The organism is Agreia sp. Leaf335 (assembly GCF_001423605.1).
Classification (GTDB): Bacteria; Actinomycetota; Actinomycetes; order Actinomycetales; family Microbacteriaceae; genus Agreia.
The window spans coordinates 64391-86067 of the sequence record NZ_LMOQ01000001.1; the positions used below are offsets into that span (position 1 = coordinate 64391).

A 21677-nucleotide genomic window follows, 5' to 3' on the forward strand; every position below is an offset into this window, starting at 1 on the left:
GTGGGCTGCGATGGTTAACGCAACGTTGCGATTGGGAGACATCGTGCCGAACTCGCCCTGGGAGGAACCTGCGCGTGGATAGGGTGAAAAGCATGACCTCGAGCTCGGCGCGCACCTCTGTGACCCTTGCCGACGTCGCTGCGCTCGCGAAGGTGTCGACCTCCACCGCGTCTCTGGCCTACCGTCGAACGGGCTCGATCACCGAGCGCACGAGGGCCCGCATTCTGGCCGCCGCGGCGGAGATCGGCTACGCCGGACCGAACCCGACTGCCCGATCGCTGAAGAGCGGCCGTTCGGGCATCGTGGGCATCATCGTGGCGGGAACCGTGCGCCGGGCCTTCCAGAATCCGGTGGCGATGGCCACGATGGCGGGGCTCAGCGAGGCGCTCGACGAGCTCGATGTGGGCCAGCTGCTGCTGTCGCACCGATCGGAGTCGGGCGATCGCTCGGCACGCCTGCTCGACGGCATGCCGGTCGACGCGGTCGTCTTCCTCACCCGCGGCGAGGAATTCGACGGGCTCTTGCCGAGCATGCGGGCGCGCCACATACCCATGGTCGGCGTCGAGGGGCCGCACGAAGAGGCCGTCACACTCGTCGACATCGACGACGCCAGCGGGATGGCCGTGTTGGCCCGCCACGTGCGAGATCTCGGCCACACGCGAGTCGGGGTGGTGATGCGCTCGACGCGCATCGACGCGAACGGGCCGCCCGGCCCGATCGAGCCAGTCGACGCTCGTCTGGAGACGATCAGCAACCGCACGATCCGCGAGCGGCTGCGGGCGGTCGCATCCGTCTTTCCTGACGCCACGCGTGTCGAGGCCGGGGGCCGCGAGCTCGACTCGGGCGAGATCGCAGCGGGGCGCATCCTCGACCAGGATTCGCCGCCCACCGCGATCCTGGCGCAGAACGACATGCTCGCCGTCGGGGCACTCCGGGCCGCCGCCGCACGGGGACTCCAGGTTCCGCGTGACCTCACGGTGACGGGGTTCGACGGGGCCGACATCCCTCTGCTGGGGCGTCGGCTGACCACGGTGGAGCAGCCGCTGCACGAACGTGGCCTTCAGGCGGGACGCATGGTGGGGGAGCTTCTGGCCGGGGGAGCGCCATCGAGCGTCGTGCTGCCGGTCGTGTTCCGCGAGGGCGACACGTCGGGCCCGCCGCGCGCGTAGCCGGTGCGCTGATCGAGTAGGTCGCCCAGCGACCATATCGAGATCACTGAAGTGCGGAAAATGGCCGCTTAGATTCGATCGGAAGCGACCATTTCCCGCACCTCAGTGCATGTGGGCCAGAGCATCTGAGATGACGTCGATCGGGTCTGGCAGGGCTCGGATCTCATCGCGCAAATTCTCGCTCGCCGTGCGGTAACTCGGCGCGCGCAGCACCCGTCGCACGGCGTCGCGCACGCGATCGGGTCGAGGAGATCCGCTGCGCAGGTCGATGCCGCACCCCGCCCACTGCACACGCGCCGCGACCTCCGGCTTCTCTTCGGTCGACCCGGCCACGACGAGGGGAACGCCCGCCGCGAGTGCGCGTTGCACGCCGCCGAATCCTCCGTTGGTCACGAAGACATCGCAGAGCGGCAGAAGCTCGTCATAGGGCAGAAACTCCGCGAGGCGCGCGTTGGAGGGGAGCGCGCCTCCCATCGCTGCCGCCACATCGGCGATCGGCCGTCCTCCGGTCGTCGCCACGACGAGTACGTCTTCGTTCGCGAGTGCGCGAATCGTCGGCACGATCAGGCGCCCGAGATCGACGTTGTCGATAGTGCCCTGCGACACGACGACGACGGGCCGCCCGGCATCCAGATCGCCCCACCAATCGGGCAGACCGGATGCGTGTGGCCGAGCAGGTCGCAGCGGCCCGACGAAACGCACCGTGCTGGGCAGCTCGCGCCGCGGGTACTCCATACCCTCGGCGCTGAGCTGGAACAGCAGATCGAAAGACCGGTAGGCGAAGTCGAAGAAACTCACGCCGGTCGGAGAGACCCCGACCTCCGAGAGCGCCTCGGTCACGGCGCGCTCCACGGGTCGGAACGGACCGCGCAAGAGGAATGCATTCAAAGCATGGTTCCGCGCACGAGCGAGGCCGGACACTCCCGGTTGAAGCGCCGTGCCGAACGGCGCGGCATCGACGCTGGCGAGAATAACCGGCACCGCCGAGACGCCCACCACCGGTAGCCGGCCTTTCCGCGCCGTCGCGAGGTAAGGGGCGAGCCCGGTGAACGACGCCTCGCCGACGATGGCGTCGAATGCCTGCGAGGCGAGCAGCGATTCGACGGCCCGCCATTGCGCGGGAATGACCCGGGCGAACATGCCGATCATGCCGTAGCGCACCGCCGCCAAGCCCCGGAGTTTGTCGCGGCCGGGAAGCCAGGCATCCAGGTCGTCGTCGTCGTAGTCGACCTCGGCGGGCAGCGGGGCAAACGTGAGGCCCGACTTCACGACGAGGTCTTCGTACTTTCGCCCGGTGAGCACGGTGACGCTGGCACCCCGTTCCCTGAGTCCGCGACCGACGTCGATCAGGGGCGAAACATGGCCGAAGATCGGCGGAGAGCACAGAAGATACGCGGGCACGAGCTGATGGTAGAGACGCTGTGGGCGGGATAAAGCTGTGAACGACGCGAACTCCCAGGTGTTCCGCACGTGCGCATTCCCCGGTTCGGTCGCCCGGCGCGGCCTAAAGTCGAACAATGACGACTGAGGTTTTTCGCGCTGCCCGTGACCAGCTCGTGGCTCTGCGCGACGACTACGACACCGCCCGCCGAGAGTTCGAATGGCCGGATGTCGGCCCCCGCTTCAACTGGGCCATCGACTGGTTCGACGAGATCGCCAGGGGCAATGATGCCGAGGCCCTCGTGATCGTCGAGGAAGACGGACGCCGAACCACGCGCACCTTCGACGAACTCGCCGCCCGATCCGATCAGCTCGGCCACTGGCTCAGCGCTCGGGGCATCGCGAAGGGCGACACCGTGATGCTGATGCTCGGCAACCAGGTCGAGCTCTGGGAGGCGATGCTCGCCATCATGAAGCTCGGCGCGGTGATCCTGCCGACGACCACGGCCATGGGCCCGGCCGACCTCATCGACCGCGTCGAGCGCGGGCGGGTGCGTCACGTGATCGTGGATGCCGCAGACGCCGCCAAGTTCGATGCCGTGCCGGGCGAGTACACGCGCATCCGGGTGGGCGAAGCGGCGGCCGCGCCAGCGGCATCCGGGTGGCTGACCTTCGCCGACGCGTTCGCCAGCGACCCGACCGACGAGCCCGCCGCGCACAGCCCCCTGCCGCACCCCGGCAACGCATCGAGCGACGCGCTGCTGCTCTACTTCACCTCGGGCACGACGAGCCGCCCGAAGCTGGTCGAGCACAGCCATGTGTCCTACCCGGTGGGGCACCTGTCGACGATGTACTGGCTCGGTCTGCGACCGGGCGACGTTCACCTGGCGATCAGCTCGCCGGGGTGGGCGAAGCACGCGTGGAGCTGCTTCTTCGCGCCGTGGATCGCCGAGGCCACGATCTTCGTCTACAACTACGCGCGGTTCGACGCGGTGGCGCTGCTCGACCGCATCCGCGAAGAGAAGGTCACGTCGTTCTGCGCACCGCCCACGGTGTGGCGCATGATCATCCAGACCGATCTGAGCGTTGGCGCCGGCGAGCTGCGCGAGGCGATCTCGGCGGGCGAGCCGCTGAACCCCGAGGTGATCTCGCGGGTGAGAACGCACTGGGGACTCACCATTCGCGACGGCTACGGCCAGACCGAGATGACCGCTGTCGTGGCCAACACCCCAGGCTCCGAGATCACCGACGGCTCGATGGGCCGGCCGCTTCCCGGCTGCCCGATCGTGCTGGTCGACCCGATGACGGGCCTCGAGGCGAACGAGGGCGAGATCTGCGTCGACGTGCGCTCGCGGCCGGTGAACCTGATGACCGGCTACGTGGGCGACCCCACGAGGAACGCCGAAAGCGAGCACGACGGCTACTTCCACACCGGAGACGTGGCCACGCGCGACGCAGCCGGGTATCTCACCTACGTGGGCCGAACCGACGACGTGTTCAAGGCATCCGATTACAAGATCAGCCCGTTCGAGCTCGAGAGTGTGCTCATCGAGCACCCGGCCGTGGTCGAGGCCGCCATCGTGCCGGCCCCGGATGCGCTGCGGCTCGCCGTTCCGAAGGCGTACGTCGTGCTCGCGGCCGGCTTCGAGCCGACGGATGCGACGGCGAAAGAGATTCTGCGATTCGCGCGTGAGCGACTGGCCCCGTTTCAGCGGGTGCGCCGCATCGAGTTCTTCGAGCTGCCGAAGACGATCTCGGGCAAGATCCGCCGGGTCGAGCTGCGCGAGCGCGAGGAGCGCGTCGCCGAGGGGGTCGTGGTCGCGGTGGAGTGGCGCGACGATCAGTTTCCCGAGCTAAAGTCCGTGGGCAATACGGGAGGTGCGGCATCGTGACGGATTCTGCAGCTATGACTGCTGAGGGCGACGTTCTCTTCGAGGTTCGCGGCCGGCTCGCGCACATCACCTTGAACCGCCCGCGCGCGATCAACGCGTTGACCCACGACATGGTCGCGGCCATCGGAGAGAACCTCAGAGCGTGGGCGCTCGACGACGCGATCACGACCGTTCTCCTCACGGGAAACGGAACTCGTGGACTCTGCGCGGGTGGTGACGTGACCCAGTTGCACGGCCGGGTCGCGGCCGACGACGTGGCGAGCGCGGTCGCCTTTCTGCGCGACGAGTACCTGGTCAACGACCTGATCGCCCGCTACCCCAAGCCGGTCGTGGCGATCATGAACGGCTTCGTTCTGGGCGGCGGCATCGGCCTCTCCGGGCACGCCTCGCATCGCGTGGTCACCGACGACTCCGCTCTCGGCATGCCCGAGGTGAGCATCGGCCTCACGCCGGATGTCGGCGGCAGCTGGCTGCTGAGCCGCGCTCCCCGAGAGCTGGGCACCTATCTGGCCCTCACCGCGCGCACCGCGTCGGCGGCCGATGCGATCGAGCTCGGACTCGCAGATACGTTCGTGCCGACGGATCGACTGCCCGCCCTCGTCGCGTCGCTGGAGGAGCTAGCGGCCGACGAGGCCGTGGCCGCCGTGTCTGCCGAGCCGCCTCGGGGCGCCGGCGCATCCGGTCGGCTGACGGCCGACGCGTCGTGGGTCGAGCCGGCTTTCGCGCGCGATACCGTCGCCGAGATTCTGGATGCCCTGGCGGCGTCCGACGTCTCCGCGGCGGCCGAGACCGCGGACCTCATCAGAACCAAGTCGCCCACAGCGGTGGCCGTCACCCTGCAGTCGCTTCGGCGCGCTCGCGAGCTGCCCAGCCTCGAGGCCTGCTTCAACCAAGAGCTGCGGATCATGGCGCACGCCTTGGCGCACCCCGACTTCCGCGAGGGAGTGCGCGCGCAGGTCATCGACAAAGACCGCACTCCCCGGTGGGAACCGGCGACCCTCGAGGAGGTGTCGCCCTCGACCGTGGCCTCGTTCTTCGAGGCGTCGGATGCCGCGCACGACCCGTTCCCGCAGGCTGCGGCCCCGCGGTGATCGAGTCTTGTTACGAGGGCTAGTCAGCGTCGGGGGCCGTGCCTACACTTCGGCTATGAGAGCCGATACCTTCTTTCTTCTGTCAGATGCCGCTCTTCGCAGCGTCATCGATCGTGTGCAGCCGGGCGACTTCGACAAGCCCGTTCCCGCGTCGTGGTCGTCGTTCGAGAACCCCACCGTGCGCCATCTCCTCAGATCGCACGCCTACGACGAGGCATGGGTTCCCGGAGTTCTCGCGGGAAGGTCCGTCGCCGATGGCGACGAGCTGCGAGACAAAGACCTGCTCGGCGACGACCCCATCGCTGCGTATGACGCCCTGAACGACACGGCTACGGCAGCCGTAGAGGCGGGTGTCGACGTCGACTCGACCTTCCATTTTCAGTACGGCGACTACCCGGCCGACGAGGGGCTCTCGCACCTCGCCATGTACCGGGCGACCCAGGCATGGATGATCGCGAAGCACCTCGGACTCCCTTTCCACTTGTCACCCGAGCTCATCGAGGGGCTGAACGAGTGGGTCATTCCCCACGCCGACGAGTGGCGCAGCTTCGGGGTCTTCCCTCCCGCGATCGAACCGCCGGCAGAGGCCGAGGACGAAACGCGGGTGCTGTGCGCGATGGGGTTCTGGGCGCCGTAGCTCCGAGCCACGGCGCCACGTCTGCGAGCATGGCTTCATGCGCGTGTGGCTCACCGATTGGCAGCTGGCCGAAGACCACCTCTTGGTCGCGACCGGAGACACGGTCGAGTGGCAGCTCTACCCCGCTGATTCCGAGTGGACTGCCCGGCTCTTCGGTGATCGACTGCAGATCGAGTGGCAATTGGATACCTACGGCGCGGCAGTCGAGCAGCCGTCGCTTCACGTGACCGGTGTGGTCGACGCGCTGCAGAGTGTGTGGTGTCGGCAAGAGCAGACGGCTGAGGGCGTGGTACCCGCCAGCGGTGAAGCGTCTCTTCGGCCAGAGCTCGATACCTCGATCTCGTGGGCGAGAAGAGCCGCACCTGCGGGGATTCACGCCGCGGGCTACCCGGTCGTCGACGGCCCAGCCCTCTACGGGTACGTCGTCTCTCTCACCTCGAGCTCAGGGCCACGATGATCACGCGAGGTCGCGAGTCCCTCGATAGCACTCACGACCTCACCGGCCGTCGGCAGTGAACTCAGCTGTTCTCCGATAGCTCGAGCGGCCGCGCGGTATCCGGGCGTCGACAGGACGTGTGAGGCCATGGCTCCGATCTCGGCCGGCGTCGCCGATTCCGCGATCAACACGGCCCCCGCCCCGACCGCCTCGACGTAGTTGCCGTTGGGCACCTGATCCGCGCCGAGGGGAAGAACGATCATCGGAACGCCGGCGTGCAGCGCCCCGACGACAGAACCAGACCCGCCGTGATTCACGACGAGGTCGGCGTGCTGGATGATCTCGGCCTGGGGAACGTACTGCTCTACGCGCACGGTGCTCGGCCCGGTGCTCGCTGCGAGTTCGATCGTTCCGGGGTCGACCCACGGGCCGGTGGTGACCAGGATTCGAGCGGATAGATCGCCGACTCCCTCGAGAAGGCGGGTGAACAGGTCGCCGGAGCTCGTATTGAACTCGGTGCCGAGGGTGACGTAGATGCGAATGGCCTCGTCACCGTCACGAAACCACTCGGCCGCGGGATGCGGTGTCGTGGTCTCGAGGGGCGTGGGTCGCAGTCGCACGACGGCGCCATGGAAGTCGGTGTCGGGGCGCATCGAAGCTGTGGCGGGCACCACCGTCAGCGCGCCGTCCAACATGTTCAGATGCGGGTCCGCCGCAAGCCCCGCCGCGAAGCGAAGCTGCTGGATCGGTACGCGGATGGAGTCCTTCCACGAGTTGCTCGCGGTGGCGAACGCGGTCACGACGACGCACGGGACCCCCGCCTCCTCGGCCGCGGTCATCGCACCGAAGTCGAACTCGCTGCACACGAGGATGTCGGCGGGCCACTCGGTCAGAAGCTGGTGCACGTCGATCAAGGCGCCATACGCGGCCGTGCCGAGAAAGACCTCTTCCACCCTCTGCAGCACCCGCTTCGGGTCGAACGACCTCATCGAGCCAGTGCCGATCGTGCTCGATGGCAGCCGGATGTCCCGGGGGCAGAGTCGAGTGAATCCCGTCTGCTCGAGCACGGGTTCTCGAGCGCCGATCAGAGCGGTCTGATGACCGGAGGCTTCGGCCTGCCGGGCGATCGGTAGCAGAGGAGCGAGGTGGCCCCTGCCTCGAGGGAACGAGAAAACGATGTGCAGGGGTCGACTCGGGGTTGTCACCATCGCCTGCGCTCCAATCTGGCCGTGGATGTCGAAAGCCTGCGCATCCGATTTTTCACTAGACGATCGTCTGTTGAATCGTCTACCATCATCATGTCGTGTCCCGCAGGATCTGTCGATTCGACAGACCGCACCCCACAAGGAGCCCCATGACCCGCATCCTCACCCTCACCCGAGCGGCCATCGTCTGCGGCCTCACAGCTGCGGCCATCGTCGTTCCGACGCAGGCGCAGGCTGCTCCGGTCGCTCCCGAACACGCCGCCGTTCACGCTCCGAGCGCCGCCGCCGCAACGCCGTTCACCGTCAAGACCTATGGCGGAAGTGACAAGACGTCCTTCGATGGAATCCGCTTCGCCGGAACCGGAACCCCGGGCTCGCTCGTGTTGGTGTACTACGACGCGCCCGGCAAGTCGAGTGGAATCCTCTCGAACTACCACATCGCCGATGGCGATGGCACGGTGAGCGCCAGCGGCAGTTACTCGTTCACGGCGACGTTCCCCGACCTCCCGCGCGACGCCGATGTGCTTCGCTACCACGCCCGCCTCGTCGACCCGGGCAGCTTCACGGTGATCGGCCGCATCGACGGCGTCCGGTCGCTGACGCGAGGCGAGCAGTAGCGACACGGATTCGGGGAAGGAGTTGGTTTCAGTGAACGAACGAGGCATCCCGGAATCCCAGGCGGCGGACGCGCCGAAGACCGTCGTGGTGATCGGCGCATCCCGAGGTATCGGAGCCGCGATCGCGTCGATCTTCGCGGCCCATGGTCACCATGTCGTCGGCACGCACCGGGGCGGAGGCACGCCGAGCGGAGTCGAGGGATTCGAGCTCGACATCACGGAGCCCGCCCAGATCGCGGAACTCTTCGCCTTCGTCGCCAAGGGCGGCAAGCCGGATGTCGTCGTGGTCGCCTCGGGGATCACCCGCGACGGCCCCCTCGTGCGCATGTCAGACGACGACATCGACGCGGTTCTCGCCACGAACCTCGTCGGCCCGATGCACGTGGTCCGGGCGGCAGCATCCAAGATCGCCCGAGGGGGCTCCATCGTGCTGCTCTCGTCGGTCAGCGCACGACTCGGACACGTCGGTCAAGCCAACTACACCGCCGCCAAGGCGGGACTCGAGGGCTTCGTGCGTACCGTCTCGCAGGAGTACGCGTCACGGTTCCGAATCAATATCGTCTCCCCGGGGCCCACCCGCACGGACATGTTCACCGACGCCAGCGCCGAAGCCCAAGAGACCATGCAGCAGGCCACCCCGATGCGCCGCGTCGCTGAGCCCCAGGAGATCGCCGACGTCGTGTACTGGGTCTCTCAGTCGACGTTCATGACGGGCGCGACAGTGCCCGTCTCGGGCGGAATCGTCATTTGAGCGAGCGTTGGCGCGAGGAGCCTCGGCAGGAGTTCGCTACGCGAACGCGTTCACACCCGTGAGCTCGGCCGACAACGCCCACAGCTTGGCGGCCGCGTCACGATCGATCGCGTGCGCATCCACCCCGGCGAAGCGCGCGGTCGGGCTGCCGGCGACGGTCGGCTCGGCGATGTCGCAGTCCTCGCAGTACACGCCGCCCATTCCCTCGAGCTGCGGTGACGTGGCCGCCCATGTCGAGGTGGCCGCGCCCTGCGCCGGCGTCTTGAAGCGCTCGTTCACGGTGCCGTCTTCGGTGATCCAGCCCGAGGCGATCATCTCCTCGCGGGGCAGGTGGCGCTGCAGCTCGGTCATGATGCCGCCCGGGTGCGCCGCGAATGCCCTGACGCCCTGCGATTGACCCAGCGCATCCAGCTGCACGGCGAACAGGCTGTCGGCCGTCTTCGCCTGGCCGTAGGCCTGCCACTTGTCGTAGCCCGAGGTGAACTGCGGGTCGTCGAAGCGCATCGGGCTGAGCTTGTGTCCGGTCGACGACAAGGCAACCACGCGGGCACCTCCGTCAGCGACGAGCGCGGGCCACAGAAGGTTCGTGAGCACATAGTGGCCCAGGTGGTTGGTGGCGAACTGCGACTCCCAGCCGTCGCCGACGCGCGCCTCGGGCGACGCCATGATCGCCGCGTTGTTGATGAGGATGTCGAGGCTTCGCCCCGATGCCACGAAGCCCTCCGCGAAGGCTCGAACGCTCGCAAGATCCGAGAGATCGAGCGTGTCGACCTCGACCTCGGAGAGGCCTCGCGCATCCAGGGCCTGCCGCGCCACATCGGGGCGGCGAGCCGGCACGACGACGCGCGCACCGGCATCCGACAGCGCGGCGACCGTCTCGATGCCGAGCCCGGAGTACCCGCCCGTGACGATGGCCGTCTTGCCCGCGAGATCGATGCCGGCCAGCACGTCGCTCGCCGTGGAACGGTCGGTGAATCCGGAGGGAAGCGCGTGCTGGGGTGTAGTTGTCATTGATCAAGCGTACGTCTGTTCTGGGGGGCTAGATTCGGGGGATGCACCTCTTCTTCCGCACGGTCTGGTACCAGTGGCGCGCCCGGTCGAGGCGTCGCGTGGGAACGTTCGACGTCGCCTCCACGCCCTTTCGCGTGCTGCCCACCGACCTCGACGTCTTCAGGCATATGAACAACGGGGTCTACCTCTCGATCCTCGATCTGGGGCGGCTCGACATGCTCGTGCGCAGCGGAATCTGGTCGATCGTCAATCGGCGCGGCTGGTACCCCGTCGTCGTCGCCGAGACGATCAGCTTTCGTAAGTCGCTGACCCTCTGGCAGCGTTTCGACGTGGAGTCTCGCGTACTCGGGTTCGACGAGAAGGCGGTCTATGTCGAACAGCGCTTCACGGTCCACGGCGAGATCTACGCGCACGCTTTCATCCGCGGGCGCTTCCTCAAGCGCGCCGGCGGCATCGTTCCGATGCCCGAGCTTCTGGATGCCGTGGGCCCGGTTCCCGACACCGTCACGGTTCCGGAATGGCTGCACGAGTGGGGCCAGACCACGGCGCTGCCCGCGACGAAGGCGCCCGCACCCAGCGAGTGGTGACGCTCGGATCAACAGGTGCCGGCTGTCCGCAAGGGGGACAGTCACGGGAAAGCGTCGCGCCACTATCCTGGGTGGCACATTGCATGTGCTTCGCCAGGGGAGAACGGGGAGAACTATGAGCGCGATTCCAGGAATCGATCCGACGGTGCCGCCGAGTGGCACCGGCTGTGTGGAGTGTCTCGACACCGACGATCAGTGGTGGTTCCACCTGCGCCGCTGCGCGCAATGCGGGCACGTCGGCTGCTGCGACAGCTCGCCGAACCAGCACGCGTCGACGCACGGAGCCGCGACGGGCCACCCGATCATTCAGAGCTTCGAGCCCGGCGAGGACTGGGTGTGGAGCTTCGAGACCAACGAGTACTACGACGGGGCCCCGAAGCTCGCTGCTCCCGACAGCCACCCGCTCGATCAGCCCGTTCCCGGGCCGGCGGGGCGTGTGCCCGCCGACTGGCAGGAATTGTTGAACCAGTAGAACGGTTCAAGATCTCGATACGGCCGCGGGCGGCCTACTCGATCGACGCGTAGGGAGGGCCACATGCAGGACTCGGTTGTCGCGATCATCTGGATCGTGTCCTTCGTGGTCGTGACCGTCGCGGTCAGCGGGCTGACGAAGCGCATCGGCTGGTCTGCTCCCGTGTCGCTCGTGCTGGTCGGGGCTGTGGCGTCGTTCATCCCCGGCGTTCCGCATCTCGAGATCGAACCCGATCTGATCCTCTACGGACTGCTGCCACCGCTGCTCTTCGCGGCGGCCATCCGCACGTCGTTCGTCGACGTGCGTGCCCGGCGCGACGGCATCCTGCTTCTGTCGGTGGGCCTCGTGGCCTTCACCGTGGTGGTCGTGGGCTTCGCCGCGTGGCTCGTCATTCCGGCGATCTCGCTGGCCGCCGCGTTCGCATTCGGCGCGGTCGTCGCGCCGACGGATGCCGTGGCCGTGACGGCCGTGGCCGGTCGCCTGGGTCTGCCCCGGCGACTCGTGACCGTGCTCGAGGGCGAGAGCCTGCTGAACGACGCCACCGCCCTGGTCGCCCTCAACGCGGCGATCCTCGCGATGGTCAGCATCATCAATCCGTGGATGGTCGCAGCCGACTTCGTGATCGCCGTGGTCGTGGGGGTCGCGGTCGGACTCGGCGTCGGGTGGGTGCTCTCGAAGATCCGGCAGCAGCTGCGTGCGCCCGTGCTCGACACGAGCCTGTCGCTGGTCACGCCCTATCTCGCGTTCATTCCGGCGCAGCTGTTCCACGGCTCCGGCGTTCTGGCCGTCGTCGTCGCCGGCCTCTTCCTCGGATACCGGTCACCGGTCGTCCAGACGGCCGAGGCGCGCATCGCCGAGTCGATCAACTGGCGCACGATCCAGTTCCTGCTCGAGAACGCCGTCTTCCTACTCATGGGCCTCGCCCTGGCCGAGATCTTCGACGGCGTCGTCGACTCGGGCCCGGGCTTCTGGACGACGGTCGGCATCTCCGCGATCATTCTGCTCGCGCTCGTGGTGTCTCGCGTGGTGTGGATGCTCATCACCACCTCGGTCTACCGGTTCGGCCCCCAGTGGTTGCGCGGCCGCGGTTGGAGTTGGCGCACCGGTATCGCGGTGTCGTTCGCGGGCATCCGGGGAGTGGTGACGCTCGCGGCCGCCTTCCTGCTGCCCGAAGAGACGCCGAATCGGGAGTTTTTGCAGTTCTTGGCGTTCGTCGTCGTGGCCGGAACCCTGGTCGAGGGACTGGCGCTGCCATGGATCATCCGCAAACTCCGGCTGCCCCCGCCCGATGTCGAACAGGAGCGGGGTGAGACGCAGCGGCTCATGGCCGAGGCGCAGACCGCGGGGCTCGACCTCCTCGAGCAGCAGGAGCTCGACGGAGTGGAGCCCGGAGTCGTGGAGCGGCTGCGCACGAACGCGCGATTCCTCGCGGAGGCGCTCGAGAACCCACCGGAGGCCGATCGCGAGACCCGCCCCGCGTCGTACAACAGGCTGCGTCGCATGATGGTGCAGGCCGAACGGCAGGCGGTGCTCGACGCCCGATCCGAGGGTCGCTACCAGGAGCGCGCGGTCAAGACGACCCTCGCGTTCATCGACGCAGAAGAGTCCGCGCTCGATATGCACAAGCCGCCGAAGCCGGGCGAGAACCTCACCTAGCCGGCCGCGCCGCCGCATCCGCGCCTGTTCGGTCTATCCGCGCCAGGTCGACCGGCAGCGGATGCGCCGAACCGGCGCGCATGTCCGCTGGCTCAGCGGCGCAACAGCTCGGAGCGGGCGGCTGCAGCGCCGTGCACCTCGAGTTGCCAGTCGGGGCGAGGGAAGTGCTCGCGGTCGAGGCGAAGTTTCTGCATCGTGTTGGGCTCACCGGGCCGGGGGTCGACGACGGTCTGCCCATCTTCGACATAGCCCAGTCGACGCGAGACCCCGAGCGATGCCTCGTTCCAGGTGGCCGCGCTCGATTCAGCGCGCTCGACATCGAGATGGTCGAAGGCGAAGAGCAGGATGGCGGCCCGCATCTCCTTGCCGAACCCCTGTCCCTGCGCAGACCGGGTGAGCCACGACCCAGACGAGACGGCCTTCGTGCGGGCCAGGTTCTCGGCGCGCAGATCCTGCATTCCGATGACGCGGCCCTCGTGCAGAACGACGAAGTCGAGGGTCCAGGTGCCGGGCTGCACCGTCGTGCGCAGGTGCCAGTGGTACTTCGCGAAGTCACGGGCGAGCTGCTCGGGCTCTGCATCGGTCCAGGGCGCGTCGAACGGCATGCGTTCGGGCGGATGAATGCCCGCGAGCACCGCCTCGACGACGGCCGGGAGATCGTCGTCGCGCATCAGACGCAGCTCGAGCCGTGGAGAGCGCAGGCGAAGAGCGAAGAGGGGCCACACGTCATCGAGAGTCAACATGGTGCCTCAGAGTACCCGGATGCCGTCAGGCGGCGGCGCGACGGCGTCGAATGCGCCGGATGACGAGCCACACGACGACTCCCACGATCGCCGCATACACCGCGTAGTTGAGGTAGTCGCTGTACTTCTCGATGATCTCGTACTGGGTTCCGAGTGCTGCCCCGAGGCCGATGAGCAGCCCGTTCCAGATCGCGCTCCCCGCAACGGTGAAGAGAGTGAACGTCAACAGGTGCATGCGCTCGGCTCCCGCCGGCAGCGAGATGAGGCTGCGCACCCCGGGAATGAACCGGCCGAAGAACACCGCGGACTTGCCGTGCCGGGAGAACCACGACGCGGCCTTCTCGAAGTCCTGCTTGTCGACCAGGGGCAGCTTCGAGAGCCACTCGATCGCACGATCCATTCCGAGCTTCGCGCCGAGCCAATAGAGGATCAGCGAGCCCGCGTAAGCGCCGAGGGTGCTGGTGATGACCACGAGCACGAGGTTGAGTTCGCCCCGCTGAGACAGGAACCCGGCCAGCGGCAGGATGACCTCGCTCGGAATGGGAGGGAAGACCGTCTCGAGCAGGGTGAACAGTCCCACGCCCCACTCGCCGATGCCTTCCATCAGGGTGAGTGCGAAGCCGGCGAGCCCGCCGAGCTCGGTGGGGTTGCCTGCTGTCCGAATCATCCCTTCAAGGGTGGCATGCCTCGCAAAGACATTCCTCCCAAGGGCCTGGGAACCCTCGACGCTCTCAGTTCGAGATCATCGCGATGAGCACCGTGACCCGCGCAGGCGACGGTGCCCCCTCGAGCAGACCGACGATCTGGTCGTGCGCGGCACGCCCTGTCTCGTGCGCCGGACACCGCTCGTTGACGCCGATCACGGCCGTGACACTGATGCCTTCCTCGTCCGTCTCGACGGTGACGAGGGGAGCCTTCTCCACAGAGAGGGCGGCCGCGCCGACCTCGCTCGCGACGGTCTCGACGAGGGGCGCGCTCGCATAGATCTCGGTGATGCCGTCGATGGCCCGGAGAACCGTCTCGATCTCGTCTGCGAGAAGACTCGCGGGGGAATCGGTCATGCGGGTCCTCTGCTTCAGGCACGGGGCGGAAGCCCTCGGCAGTTCGGCATGCAGCTTTTTCTCAGCATTTCGGCACGATCTGGCGTGACGAATCGCCGTCGGCATGCGTCTTACCGGTAAGAGTCCCACACGCGGATTTCTTCGCCGAAGTCTTGACATCGGTCGTCAGCATCATTTCGATGCTCCGGACGATGCTCGAGCGAACACAGAAAGACAGGAACGAATCATGAGCGCAGCAGACAAGATCCAGAACGCCGCCGAAGACCTCAAGGGCAAGGCCAAAGAGGCGCTCGGAAACCTCACCAACGACGACAGCAAGGTCGCCGAGGGCAAGGCCGATCAGGCCAAGGCCGACGCGAAGAAGGCCGGCGAGAACGTGAAAGATGCGTTCAAGCACTAAGCACTCCCCGCCGACCCCGGCCCACGAGGCCGGGGTCGGCCCGCCCCGCGTCATCCCCTCGCATTTCGATTCCACACGTGAAAGGCCACAGACACAGAACGTGAATACACTCATCCACTCCCAGGCCCACCGCTGATGGGCAAGCTCATCTACGGCAACTCGGGCGCTGAGATGGTTCTCGACGATCGGCCGCTCAACCACATTCGCGTGGTCATCCTCGCGAAACTCCGACGAGGCGAGAGCTTCGCCCTCTCATGGGAGAACGATCGCGGCCACCACATGATGTGGCTGCACCCCGCGATCCCTCTCTTCTTCAGCTTCTCCGGCAAGCGGCATCCTTCGCTCAACCGGGCCTGGATCGATGCGCTGATGCGCACGGCGAACTCGCCCAACGGGCTCGAGGTCGTGGCAGAACCAGCCGAGCCCGAGCGATGAGACACCGCCCGCGCAGCGTATGGTTCGCCCTCGGCACGGGCGTGATCGTCACTGTCATCGTCGCGGCGGTCGTGCTCGTCCCCGTCATCGGGCTCGTCACCTCCGCGGCGGCCGCAGCTCCCCTCGTCGACTTTCCAGTCGGCGGCATGATCGCGACCGTCGTCGGCGGCTACGCGCTGGCAGCCGGATTCCTGGCGCTGATTCTGCGGATCCGTCGGGGTGCGGCTGCCTGGATATGCTCCGTCGCCGCTGTCATCGCGGCCGTCATCGTATCCATCTACCCCTTGGCCGCCAGCGCCATCGCCGTGGCGAACCAGGCGGGCGAGACGATCCCGACCGTCGTCGAATGGGTCGGCCGCCTGCAGCAGTTGCTGCCCTGAGAAAAGCGGCCCGAAAAAAGTTTTCACGATTCGCGTGACGAATCCGTCGCCACCGACGACCTATCCATGAAGCACAACGAAGCCCCGGAAAGATCCGGGCATCACAACCCGAAGGAGATCATCATGGCCAGCACCACTCCCGCCACCCCCGCCTCTGTCGCTCCCGCAGGCGTCTCGACCTCATCGACCAGCCTCGGCAAGACCACCATCAACGACTCCGTCGTCGCGAAGGTCGCCGGCATCGCAGCCCGCGAATCGCGTGGCGTGTTCGCCCTCGGTGGCGGAGCCGCCCGCGCCTTCGGTGCCATCCGCGAGGCCGTTGCCGGCGCGGACCAGAGCCAGGGCATCAGCGTCGAGGTCGGCGAGACCCAGGTCGCCGTCGACGTGACCATCGTCGCCGAGTACCCGGCGCCGCTGCAGGATGTCTCGGACGGCGTTCGCGCCAACGTCATCAAGGCGGTCGAATCGATCGTGGGCATGGAGGTCACCGAGGTCAACGTGACCGTCAACGACGTGCACCTTCCTTCGGACGACAACTCCGACGAGGCTGAGGCGCGAGTCCAGTGACCGCCTCGGCAACCCGCACGGGCATCCTGATCGGCGCGGTCCTCGCGCTGACCGCTGTCGCCTTCGGCTTCTGGGCGTTCTTCTTCGTCGCCGTGGCCATGGCCATCGGAGCCCTCATCGGCCGCATCGTCGACGGCAAGCTCGACGTGTCGGGCCTCGTAGACGCGTTCCGCGGAAAGCGATCCTCCTCATGAGTGCCGCCGCGACGACTCCGGCCGGCGCGGCACAGCGCGGTCGCACCCGCATCACGTCGAAAGCTCTGAACCGCGTCGTGTCGGCCGTCACGGCGGACGCGCTCGGAGTCGACTCGAACCACGTGGGGGTCGACCTCGCCGACCGCGACGGACTCCTCGCCCTGACGGTGACGACCCCCATCCGAGTCGTATCGCTCGACCGGATCCAGTCCGACAGCTCGGTCGTGAACCGCTCCGGTGGAACGATTCTCGACCGCGCCGCGCGCGCCCAGGGCGACATCCGAGAGCGGGTGACGACCCTCACCGGCTCGCAGATCGCGCAGGTGATCGTGAAGGTCTCCGGCGTCTCCATCCAGCCAGAAGAGAGAGTGAAATGAGCTCCAGCACGAAGGCTCTCTACGCCCGCATCGGGCGGCGTGAAACCCACTCCTCGCGGTCGATGCTCGCCATCGTCCTCGCGATCATTCTGATCGTGGTCTTCGCCTGGGTGGGAACCGAGGTCGTGATCGCGTTGCTCGGGCTGCCCGCGCTGCTCGTCGCGCCATCCGACATGTTCGCGTCGGCCGTCGGCCTCGCGGAGCAACCCGCGGCGCTCGTGGCGATCGCCGGAATCGTCGCGGCGGTGGTCGGGCTCGTCCTGATCATCATGTCGCTCTCTCCGGGTCGCCGCGCTCGGCACCTGCTTGACACCGAGCGGGCCGTGACCGTCGTCGACAACGAGGTGATCGCATCCGCCCTCGCCCGCCACGCGTCATACGCCGGCAACGTCGACCCCGACAACGCGACCGTGTCGGTGTCTCACCGAAATGGCGTCGTCGATCTCACGCCGGCATCGGGCATCCCCGCGGATCGCGACGCCGTGACCCGCGCCGTGTCCGAGCAGCTCGACTCCTACGGGCTGCGACCCACGGTTCGCGCTCGAGTGCGCATCGCTGAGAAAGGCAAGGTCGGAGCATGACCAGCACCAATCGTTTCGCGAACAGGCTTCTGATCTTCGTCTGCGGCCTCGTACTGTTCGCCGTGGGTAGCGCGGCTGCCGCCGCTGTACTCGTGCCCGGCATCCGGGATGTCTGGAAGGACACCGGCGCGCAGGTCACCGACCAGACCGGGTCGCTGCTGGAGCAGACGCGACTCGCTGGCCTCGAGGTCAGCTGGATCCTCATCGCCGTCGTCGCGCTGCTCGTCATCGCGATCGTCGTTCTCATCGTGTTCATCGCTCGACACGGGCACGGACACACGTCGCGGGCCGTCACCGACTCCAGCGGAGAACACGGAACCACGATCGTCGAGTCCTCTGTGGCCGAGCAAGCCCTGCAGGATGCGCTCGACGGCCACTCCGAGTTCGTCGCGTCGCACGTCTCGACCTACGCGGTGCGCCGCACGCCCGTGCTCAAGGTGTCGATCACCTGCCGCCGTGGAGTGTCGCCGAAAGACGCCGCAGCCATCGTCGAGTCGAAACTGCTCGCACTCGATGGGCTGCTGGGGCGCGAACTGCCCGCGCTGATCCAGGTCAGCGGCGGATTCCGAGCCCGGGTCGGCAAGACGACCCGCCTTCAGTAGAAACCTCTAGAGAGAGAAGAAGCACATGCCGAAACCCATCGTGTGGCTCGTCGTCATCGCCGTCGGAACGACCGCCTACGTCGTCGGAGCCAAGGCCGGACACGGCCGCTACGCCGAGATCAGCGAGACGGCGAAGGCCTTCTGGAACGATCCAGCTGTGAAGAAGGCCCGCGCACGCGCGCAGAAGAAGACGCAGAAGGCGGCCAAGAAGACCGTGAAGAAGATCACCAAGTAGGTCAAAGCGCCGAGCGGGCTTTCGTGCCCGAATACCTCCATTCGCGATACCCGTACGCGAACAATTGGAGGTATTCGGGCACAGTCATGTGTGCGCAGCGCAGCGCAGCGCCGAGCGAGCAGTCGAGTGTCAAGCCTCGCCGTCGACGTAGACCCACTCGCCCGCCACACGGGTGAACGTGCTGACCTCGTGCTGCACGCCCGAGGTCCGGCCCTCCGGCGCATCCACCCGGTACTTCGCGCGGAATTCCACGACTCCGTCGCGGTCGCGCTCCGAGCCGCGCTCCGTGCGCACGATCTCGAGCCACAGCCAGCGGGTGTCGGAGTCGATCTCGATCGACGCGGGTCGGGTATCCGGATGCCACGACCGCAGCAGGTAGGCAGGGTCGCCCACCGCGAAGGCCGAGAAGCGTGACCGCATCAGTCTCTCGGCCGTCGGTGCGCTCGCGGCCCCGCTGTGCAGCGGTCCGCAGCACTCGCCGTAGCTCAGGCCGGAGCCGCAGGGGCAACGCGCGTCGGGATCCACGCATTCATTATGGGTGAGGTCGAACGCGTCAGTGGAACTGCGGAATGATCAGGTACAGACCGTAGAGCACAGCAGCCACGCACACGGCCAGGCAGGCGAACGCTCCGACCGTCGCGCCGAGGGGGCGGGAGCCTCGGGCCGTCGACACGATCGAGCCGTCGGCTCCGGTATCGTCTGTCGATCCGACGGCGAGCAGGCGCAGCCCGAGAGCGTAGAACGAGACAATGACGACGGCTGCGGCGAAAGCCACGGCGAACACGATGCCGAAGGCGGCCCAGTCGACTCCGAGGAACTTGTCCGATGTCATGGGTCAGGCCTTTCCGGTGGTGGCAGGGGTGGCTTCACGAGAGGCGGAGTCGTCTTCGTCGATGTCGTTCACGTTGTCATGGGTGACGGGGTGGCGGCGGGCGAGGAACACGAATCCCAGGCCCCCGGCCAGTGCGAGGACAGCGACGATGATGAGTCCGACCGTGCTCGTGCTGGCGATCCATGCGGCGAGGCCGCCCACGAGCGCCGCCGCCGGGAGGGTGAAGAGCCAGGCCATGGCAATGCGGCCGACGACGCCCCAGTGCACCGTCGCGAGCCTCTTTCCGAGCCCGGAACCGACGACGGCGCCCGACGTGACCTGCGTGGTCGAGAGGGCGAAGCCGAGGTGCGACGAGATCAGAATGGTGGCGGCCGAGCTGGTCTCCGCTGCGAAACCCTGAGCGGGCTGCACATCGGTGATGCGCTTGCCGACCGTGCGCATGATGCGCCATCCACCGAGGTAGGTGCCCAATGCGATGGCCAGACCGCAGGATGCCACGACCCAGAATTGCGGGCCCGTTCCGGCTCCCTGGTAACCGGCGGCGATGAGCGTGAGGGTGATGACCCCCATCGTCTTCTGCGCGTCGTTCGTGCCGTGGGCGAGCGAGACGAGGGAGGCGGAGATCGTCTGACCATGGCGGAATCCGGCGTCTGCGCCGCGGGATCGGGCCTGCTTCGTGAGCATGTAGGCGGCGTAGGTGGCGACCAGCGCCACAAGACCCGCGACGAGGGGCGAGAAGAGAGCGGGCAGCACGACCTTCGACAGAACCACGGCGAAGTCGACGGAGCCGAAGCCGGCACCGATGATCGCGGCACCGATGAGACCTCCGAAGAGCGCGTGCGTGGAGCTGGAAGGCAGGCCGAGGTACCAGGTGCCGAGGTTCCAGAGCACGGCGCCGACGAGCCCGGCGAAGATCATCGTGGGCGTGATCTGCACGCCACCGTCGCCCTCCTTGATGATGCCCTGCGAGATCGTCTTCGCGACCTCGGTCGAGAGGAAGGCGCCGACCAGGTTGAGCACGGCCGAGATGGTGACCGCGACCTTCGGCTTGAGCGCGCCCGTGGCCACGGAGGTCGCCATGGCGTTGGCCGTGTCGTGGAACCCGTTCGTGAAGTCGAACACGAGGGCGATGGTCACGACGAGCAGAACGGTGATGAGCACATCCACGTGTGTCGTCCCTTCAGATCGGGCACTGCGGTGGTGAGAGGCGGTTCGATCGGCGATCGCGGGCGACGGTACGCCGCATCGGTTAAATCGGAATGAACGGCTCAGGGCGGATGTGACCCCCGCCGTTAACCTCTGCGGAGCACGCTTGCAGGCATGTCGATGTCAGAGCCACTGGAACCGCAGATCGAACGCCACCCCGCAGCCCGAGACGAGGATCTCGACCTGCACGACGGTCCGGTGGACGGCCCGGACACGTTGCCGGGAAACGGCGCCGTCGACGACGAAGGCAGGCTCGAGGAGCACGAGTCCACGGGGAGCATTCCGTTCCGTCGCCCGACGCCGGGCGAACACCTCACCGTCGAGCAGCTCGAAGACGAACTCGACGACTGACTTGGCGTAGAGCCGATCAGCGCAGCGCTGCCGGCACCAGGTCGCGACGCTGCCAGCGGATGGAGATGCTGCGCCTGAAGTCGGCGCGGCCGAACCCTTGCTCGAGTTCAGCGACTACGGCCGCCATCGACGCGGCCAGCCCGGCCTCATCGGGCGCGACGACGTTCAGTGTGAGCGACCGGCCCTCCTGCCGAACCAGCACGCGTCCCGCATCCGGAATCGACACGATGAAGCCGTGCGCATCCACGGGCATGCGCCGGTACCGAGCCAATCGGTCGGTGAAGATCGACAGGGCGTACGGGGAATCGAGCGCGGTGAGGGTCGCCGTTGACGTCTGCATGGGGTCACAGTGACAGGCGCCGGTGACGCCGCAGTGAACGGCTTGTGACGAGACGCCTTCACGCGTCGAAGCCCGTGAAATCCCAGAACTCGTTTCTGCCGGTGCGAGCCGTGAGCTCTCTGATTCGACTCAGCGGCAGCCAATCGAGGTGCTGTTCAGGAACAAGGGGACGAAGGGGTCCTCGCAGAAGAGCTACGCAGAAGTTGAAGTCGACCCAGGAAACGAACTGGGGGAGCGATCTGGAGTAGCGAAAGATCCAGAGGAACGCCAACGCCCAGAACAGAAATGCCAACGGAACGAGCAGCCACAGCGCGACGCCCCGGATGAAGATCAGCAGGAGCGCGGGCAGAGCAGGCAGGTCGGGTGGGCGCTTCATGACAACTCCCTCCGCGGTCGATCGCCAACGCGACACGCAGGAGCCGAAGCACGCCGATGCCACAATCTAGCGCGTCAGAGGCAGTGACATACG

General features: G+C 67.3%; 31 protein-coding genes. 20 read left to right on the forward strand and 11 right to left on the reverse strand.

From position 1 onward, the window contains the following. The first annotated feature begins 92 nt into the window (after positions 1–92). On the forward strand, positions 93–1169 hold the full coding sequence (locus tag ASF79_RS00350; RefSeq protein WP_055850622.1) for a LacI family DNA-binding transcriptional regulator: 1077 nt from the start codon (positions 93–95) through the stop codon (positions 1167–1169). 102 nt (positions 1170–1271) lie between these two features. Here the strand turns inward: ASF79_RS00350 and ASF79_RS00355 are convergent, their stop codons facing one another. Beyond that, positions 1272–2570: a nucleotide disphospho-sugar-binding domain-containing protein gene (locus ASF79_RS00355; protein ID WP_055852893.1), complete on the reverse strand. Its 1299-nt coding sequence runs from the start codon at positions 2568–2570 to the stop codon at positions 1272–1274. 116 nt (positions 2571–2686) lie between these two features. Here ASF79_RS00355 and ASF79_RS00360 point away from each other — a divergent pair, with 116 nt between their 5' ends. Genes ASF79_RS00360 through ASF79_RS00375 form a run of 4 tightly spaced genes read left to right on the forward strand, consistent with a single transcriptional unit; the run spans position 2687 to position 6626 of the window. Continuing rightward, entirely contained in the window at positions 2687–4441 is a 1755-nt protein-coding gene (locus tag ASF79_RS00360) for an AMP-binding protein (RefSeq protein WP_055850625.1), read from the forward strand. A gap of 14 nt (positions 4442–4455) precedes the next feature. Further along, positions 4456–5532 (forward strand): enoyl-CoA hydratase/isomerase family protein, encoded by a 1077-nt coding sequence (locus ASF79_RS00365; protein ID WP_055850628.1) that lies wholly within the window; start codon positions 4456–4458, stop codon positions 5530–5532. Positions 5533–5587: 55 nt separating this feature from the next. Then, positions 5588–6169: a hypothetical protein gene (locus ASF79_RS00370; RefSeq protein WP_055850631.1), complete on the forward strand. Its 582-nt coding sequence runs from the start codon at positions 5588–5590 to the stop codon at positions 6167–6169. 37 nt (positions 6170–6206) lie between these two features. Then, positions 6207–6626 (forward strand): DUF6578 domain-containing protein, encoded by a 420-nt coding sequence (locus ASF79_RS00375; RefSeq protein WP_055850634.1) that lies wholly within the window; start codon positions 6207–6209, stop codon positions 6624–6626. Here the strand turns inward: ASF79_RS00375 and ASF79_RS00380 are convergent. After that, the gene (locus tag ASF79_RS00380; RefSeq protein ID WP_055850637.1) at positions 6581–7813 is read right to left on the reverse strand and encodes a glycosyltransferase; all 1233 of its coding nucleotides are present in this window, start codon (positions 7811–7813) and stop codon (positions 6581–6583) included. The genes ASF79_RS00375 and ASF79_RS00380 overlap by 46 nt on opposite strands. 146 nt (positions 7814–7959) lie before the next feature. On the opposite strand from ASF79_RS00380, the gene ASF79_RS00385 reads away from it, so the two are divergent. Together ASF79_RS00385 and ASF79_RS00390 are read left to right on the forward strand one after the other, a co-directional pair. Further along, a complete protein-coding gene (locus ASF79_RS00385; RefSeq protein WP_055850640.1) occupies positions 7960–8427 on the forward strand; it encodes a hypothetical protein in 468 nt (155 codons plus the stop codon). A 31-nt stretch (positions 8428–8458) separates the two neighbouring features. After that, on the forward strand, positions 8459–9178 hold the full coding sequence (locus ASF79_RS00390; RefSeq protein ID WP_055776933.1) for an SDR family oxidoreductase: 720 nt from the start codon (positions 8459–8461) through the stop codon (positions 9176–9178). A 36-nt stretch (positions 9179–9214) separates the two neighbouring features. Here ASF79_RS00390 and ASF79_RS00395 read toward each other — a convergent pair whose 3' ends face one another. Beyond that, the gene (locus ASF79_RS00395) at positions 9215–10189 is read right to left on the reverse strand and encodes an SDR family NAD(P)-dependent oxidoreductase (protein WP_055850644.1); all 975 of its coding nucleotides are present in this window, start codon (positions 10187–10189) and stop codon (positions 9215–9217) included. 41 nt (positions 10190–10230) lie between these two features. Between ASF79_RS00395 and ASF79_RS00400 the strand changes: the two genes are divergently transcribed. The 3 genes from ASF79_RS00400 (at position 10231) to ASF79_RS00410 (ending at position 12904) form a co-directional block, all read left to right on the forward strand. Next, positions 10231–10776, forward strand: coding sequence for an acyl-CoA thioesterase (locus ASF79_RS00400; protein WP_055850649.1), 546 nt, complete (start codon positions 10231–10233; stop codon positions 10774–10776). Between the two features lie 115 nt (positions 10777–10891). Continuing rightward, a complete protein-coding gene (locus ASF79_RS00405; RefSeq protein ID WP_055850653.1) occupies positions 10892–11248 on the forward strand; it encodes a UBP-type zinc finger domain-containing protein in 357 nt (118 codons plus the stop codon). 63 nt (positions 11249–11311) lie between these two features. Continuing rightward, the gene (locus ASF79_RS00410; protein WP_055850656.1) at positions 11312–12904 is read left to right on the forward strand and encodes a Na+/H+ antiporter; all 1593 of its coding nucleotides are present in this window, start codon (positions 11312–11314) and stop codon (positions 12902–12904) included. 92 nt (positions 12905–12996) lie between these two features. On the opposite strand, the gene ASF79_RS00415 is transcribed toward ASF79_RS00410, so the two are convergent. The 3 genes from ASF79_RS00415 to ASF79_RS00425 form a co-directional block, all read right to left on the reverse strand. Then, the gene (locus tag ASF79_RS00415) at positions 12997–13647 is read right to left on the reverse strand and encodes a GNAT family N-acetyltransferase (RefSeq protein WP_055850659.1); all 651 of its coding nucleotides are present in this window, start codon (positions 13645–13647) and stop codon (positions 12997–12999) included. A gap of 25 nt (positions 13648–13672) precedes the next feature. Further along, the gene (locus ASF79_RS00420) at positions 13673–14314 is read right to left on the reverse strand and encodes a DedA family protein (RefSeq protein ID WP_055850663.1); all 642 of its coding nucleotides are present in this window, start codon (positions 14312–14314) and stop codon (positions 13673–13675) included. Between the two features lie 64 nt (positions 14315–14378). Then, positions 14379–14708 (reverse strand): hypothetical protein, encoded by a 330-nt coding sequence (locus ASF79_RS00425; protein WP_055850666.1) that lies wholly within the window; start codon positions 14706–14708, stop codon positions 14379–14381. 226 nt (positions 14709–14934) lie between these two features. Here ASF79_RS00425 and ASF79_RS16960 point away from each other — a divergent pair, with 226 nt between their 5' ends. The 9 genes from ASF79_RS16960 (at position 14935) to ASF79_RS00465 (ending at position 18479) form a co-directional block, all read left to right on the forward strand. Continuing rightward, positions 14935–15108, forward strand: a complete 174-nt coding sequence (locus tag ASF79_RS16960) for a CsbD family protein (protein ID WP_082465913.1) — start codon at positions 14935–14937, stop codon at positions 15106–15108. Positions 15109–15243: 135 nt separating this feature from the next. Further along, positions 15244–15543 (forward strand): DUF7882 family protein, encoded by a 300-nt coding sequence (locus tag ASF79_RS00430; protein ID WP_055850669.1) that lies wholly within the window; start codon positions 15244–15246, stop codon positions 15541–15543. Then, positions 15540–15923 (forward strand): hypothetical protein, encoded by a 384-nt coding sequence (locus ASF79_RS00435; RefSeq protein WP_055850672.1) that lies wholly within the window; start codon positions 15540–15542, stop codon positions 15921–15923. The genes ASF79_RS00430 and ASF79_RS00435 overlap by 4 nt, the downstream gene beginning before the upstream one ends. Positions 15924–16046: 123 nt before the next feature. Then, positions 16047–16490, forward strand: coding sequence for an Asp23/Gls24 family envelope stress response protein (locus ASF79_RS00440; RefSeq protein WP_055777545.1), 444 nt, complete (start codon positions 16047–16049; stop codon positions 16488–16490). Next, complete coding sequence (locus tag ASF79_RS00445; protein ID WP_055850676.1) at positions 16487–16684, forward strand: DUF2273 domain-containing protein; 198 nt, start codon at positions 16487–16489, stop codon at positions 16682–16684. Before ASF79_RS00440 ends, ASF79_RS00445 begins: the two co-directional genes overlap by 4 nt. Then, a complete protein-coding gene (locus ASF79_RS00450) occupies positions 16681–17061 on the forward strand; it encodes a hypothetical protein (protein ID WP_055776902.1) in 381 nt (126 codons plus the stop codon). Before ASF79_RS00445 ends, ASF79_RS00450 begins: the two co-directional genes overlap by 4 nt. Beyond that, positions 17058–17642: a DUF6286 domain-containing protein gene (locus tag ASF79_RS00455; protein WP_055850679.1), complete on the forward strand. Its 585-nt coding sequence runs from the start codon at positions 17058–17060 to the stop codon at positions 17640–17642. The genes ASF79_RS00450 and ASF79_RS00455 overlap by 4 nt, the downstream gene beginning before the upstream one ends. Continuing rightward, on the forward strand, positions 17639–18244 hold the full coding sequence (locus ASF79_RS00460) for a hypothetical protein (RefSeq protein WP_055776895.1): 606 nt from the start codon (positions 17639–17641) through the stop codon (positions 18242–18244). Before ASF79_RS00455 ends, ASF79_RS00460 begins: the two co-directional genes overlap by 4 nt. 25 nt (positions 18245–18269) lie before the next feature. Continuing rightward, positions 18270–18479, forward strand: a complete 210-nt coding sequence (locus ASF79_RS00465) for a hypothetical protein (RefSeq protein WP_055850682.1) — start codon at positions 18270–18272, stop codon at positions 18477–18479. A gap of 129 nt (positions 18480–18608) precedes the next feature. Here ASF79_RS00465 and ASF79_RS00470 read toward each other — a convergent pair whose 3' ends face one another. From ASF79_RS00470 to ASF79_RS00480, 3 genes are read right to left on the reverse strand one after another with little or no spacing between them, the layout of a single operon-like run. Further along, positions 18609–19004: a YchJ family protein gene (locus ASF79_RS00470; RefSeq protein ID WP_055776889.1), complete on the reverse strand. Its 396-nt coding sequence runs from the start codon at positions 19002–19004 to the stop codon at positions 18609–18611. A gap of 28 nt (positions 19005–19032) precedes the next feature. Then, on the reverse strand, positions 19033–19311 hold the full coding sequence (locus tag ASF79_RS00475) for a hypothetical protein (protein WP_055776886.1): 279 nt from the start codon (positions 19309–19311) through the stop codon (positions 19033–19035). Between the two features lie 3 nt (positions 19312–19314). Then, positions 19315–20478: an inorganic phosphate transporter gene (locus ASF79_RS00480; protein WP_055850685.1), complete on the reverse strand. Its 1164-nt coding sequence runs from the start codon at positions 20476–20478 to the stop codon at positions 19315–19317. 159 nt (positions 20479–20637) lie between these two features. Here ASF79_RS00480 and ASF79_RS00485 point away from each other — a divergent pair, with 159 nt between their 5' ends. Further along, positions 20638–20868, forward strand: a complete 231-nt coding sequence (locus ASF79_RS00485) for a hypothetical protein (RefSeq protein ID WP_156366112.1) — start codon at positions 20638–20640, stop codon at positions 20866–20868. 16 nt (positions 20869–20884) lie between these two features. Here ASF79_RS00485 and ASF79_RS00490 read toward each other — a convergent pair whose 3' ends face one another. Both ASF79_RS00490 and ASF79_RS00495 read right to left on the reverse strand, forming a co-directional pair. After that, the gene (locus ASF79_RS00490) at positions 20885–21208 is read right to left on the reverse strand and encodes a hypothetical protein (protein ID WP_055776877.1); all 324 of its coding nucleotides are present in this window, start codon (positions 21206–21208) and stop codon (positions 20885–20887) included. A 58-nt stretch (positions 21209–21266) separates the two neighbouring features. After that, positions 21267–21584, reverse strand: coding sequence for a hypothetical protein (locus ASF79_RS00495; protein ID WP_055850691.1), 318 nt, complete (start codon positions 21582–21584; stop codon positions 21267–21269). Positions 21585–21677 lie beyond the last annotated feature (93 nt).

Excerpts from the sequence above, each read along its gene's own strand:
- ASF79_RS00495 (WP_055850691.1), bottom strand. The coding sequence starts at position 21,584 with ATGAAGCGCCCACCCGACCTGCCTGCTCTGCCCGCGCTCCTGCTGATC.
- ASF79_RS00395 (WP_055850644.1), bottom strand. The coding sequence starts at position 10,189 with ATGACAACTACACCCCAGCACGCGCTTCCCTCCGGATTCACCGACCGT.
- ASF79_RS00405 (WP_055850653.1), top strand. The coding sequence starts at position 10,892 with ATGAGCGCGATTCCAGGAATCGATCCGACGGTGCCGCCGAGTGGCACC.
- ASF79_RS00440 (WP_055777545.1), top strand. The coding sequence starts at position 16,047 with ATGGCCAGCACCACTCCCGCCACCCCCGCCTCTGTCGCTCCCGCAGGC.
- ASF79_RS00450 (WP_055776902.1), top strand. The coding sequence starts at position 16,681 with ATGAGTGCCGCCGCGACGACTCCGGCCGGCGCGGCACAGCGCGGTCGC.
- ASF79_RS00420 (WP_055850663.1), bottom strand. The coding sequence starts at position 14,314 with ATGATTCGGACAGCAGGCAACCCCACCGAGCTCGGCGGGCTCGCCGGC.
- ASF79_RS00380 (WP_055850637.1), bottom strand. The coding sequence starts at position 7,813 with ATGGTGACAACCCCGAGTCGACCCCTGCACATCGTTTTCTCGTTCCCT.
- ASF79_RS00385 (WP_055850640.1), top strand. The coding sequence starts at position 7,960 with ATGACCCGCATCCTCACCCTCACCCGAGCGGCCATCGTCTGCGGCCTC.
- ASF79_RS00350 (WP_055850622.1), top strand. The coding sequence starts at position 93 with ATGACCTCGAGCTCGGCGCGCACCTCTGTGACCCTTGCCGACGTCGCT.
- ASF79_RS00410 (WP_055850656.1), top strand. The coding sequence starts at position 11,312 with ATGCAGGACTCGGTTGTCGCGATCATCTGGATCGTGTCCTTCGTGGTC.
- ASF79_RS00430 (WP_055850669.1), top strand. The coding sequence starts at position 15,244 with ATGGGCAAGCTCATCTACGGCAACTCGGGCGCTGAGATGGTTCTCGAC.
- ASF79_RS00460 (WP_055776895.1), top strand. The coding sequence starts at position 17,639 with ATGACCAGCACCAATCGTTTCGCGAACAGGCTTCTGATCTTCGTCTGC.
- ASF79_RS00365 (WP_055850628.1), top strand. The coding sequence starts at position 4,456 with ATGACTGCTGAGGGCGACGTTCTCTTCGAGGTTCGCGGCCGGCTCGCG.
- ASF79_RS00435 (WP_055850672.1), top strand. The coding sequence starts at position 15,540 with ATGAGACACCGCCCGCGCAGCGTATGGTTCGCCCTCGGCACGGGCGTG.
- ASF79_RS00375 (WP_055850634.1), top strand. The coding sequence starts at position 6,207 with ATGCGCGTGTGGCTCACCGATTGGCAGCTGGCCGAAGACCACCTCTTG.
- ASF79_RS00415 (WP_055850659.1), bottom strand. The coding sequence starts at position 13,647 with ATGTTGACTCTCGATGACGTGTGGCCCCTCTTCGCTCTTCGCCTGCGC.
- ASF79_RS00370 (WP_055850631.1), top strand. The coding sequence starts at position 5,588 with ATGAGAGCCGATACCTTCTTTCTTCTGTCAGATGCCGCTCTTCGCAGC.
- ASF79_RS00490 (WP_055776877.1), bottom strand. The coding sequence starts at position 21,208 with ATGCAGACGTCAACGGCGACCCTCACCGCGCTCGATTCCCCGTACGCC.
- ASF79_RS00360 (WP_055850625.1), top strand. The coding sequence starts at position 2,687 with ATGACGACTGAGGTTTTTCGCGCTGCCCGTGACCAGCTCGTGGCTCTG.
- ASF79_RS00400 (WP_055850649.1), top strand. The coding sequence starts at position 10,231 with ATGCACCTCTTCTTCCGCACGGTCTGGTACCAGTGGCGCGCCCGGTCG.
- ASF79_RS00475 (WP_055776886.1), bottom strand. The coding sequence starts at position 19,311 with ATGACATCGGACAAGTTCCTCGGAGTCGACTGGGCCGCCTTCGGCATC.
- ASF79_RS00425 (WP_055850666.1), bottom strand. The coding sequence starts at position 14,708 with ATGACCGATTCCCCCGCGAGTCTTCTCGCAGACGAGATCGAGACGGTT.
- ASF79_RS00465 (WP_055850682.1), top strand. The coding sequence starts at position 18,270 with ATGCCGAAACCCATCGTGTGGCTCGTCGTCATCGCCGTCGGAACGACC.
- ASF79_RS00485 (WP_156366112.1), top strand. The coding sequence starts at position 20,638 with ATGTCAGAGCCACTGGAACCGCAGATCGAACGCCACCCCGCAGCCCGA.
- ASF79_RS16960 (WP_082465913.1), top strand. The coding sequence starts at position 14,935 with ATGAGCGCAGCAGACAAGATCCAGAACGCCGCCGAAGACCTCAAGGGC.
- ASF79_RS00455 (WP_055850679.1), top strand. The coding sequence starts at position 17,058 with ATGAGCTCCAGCACGAAGGCTCTCTACGCCCGCATCGGGCGGCGTGAA.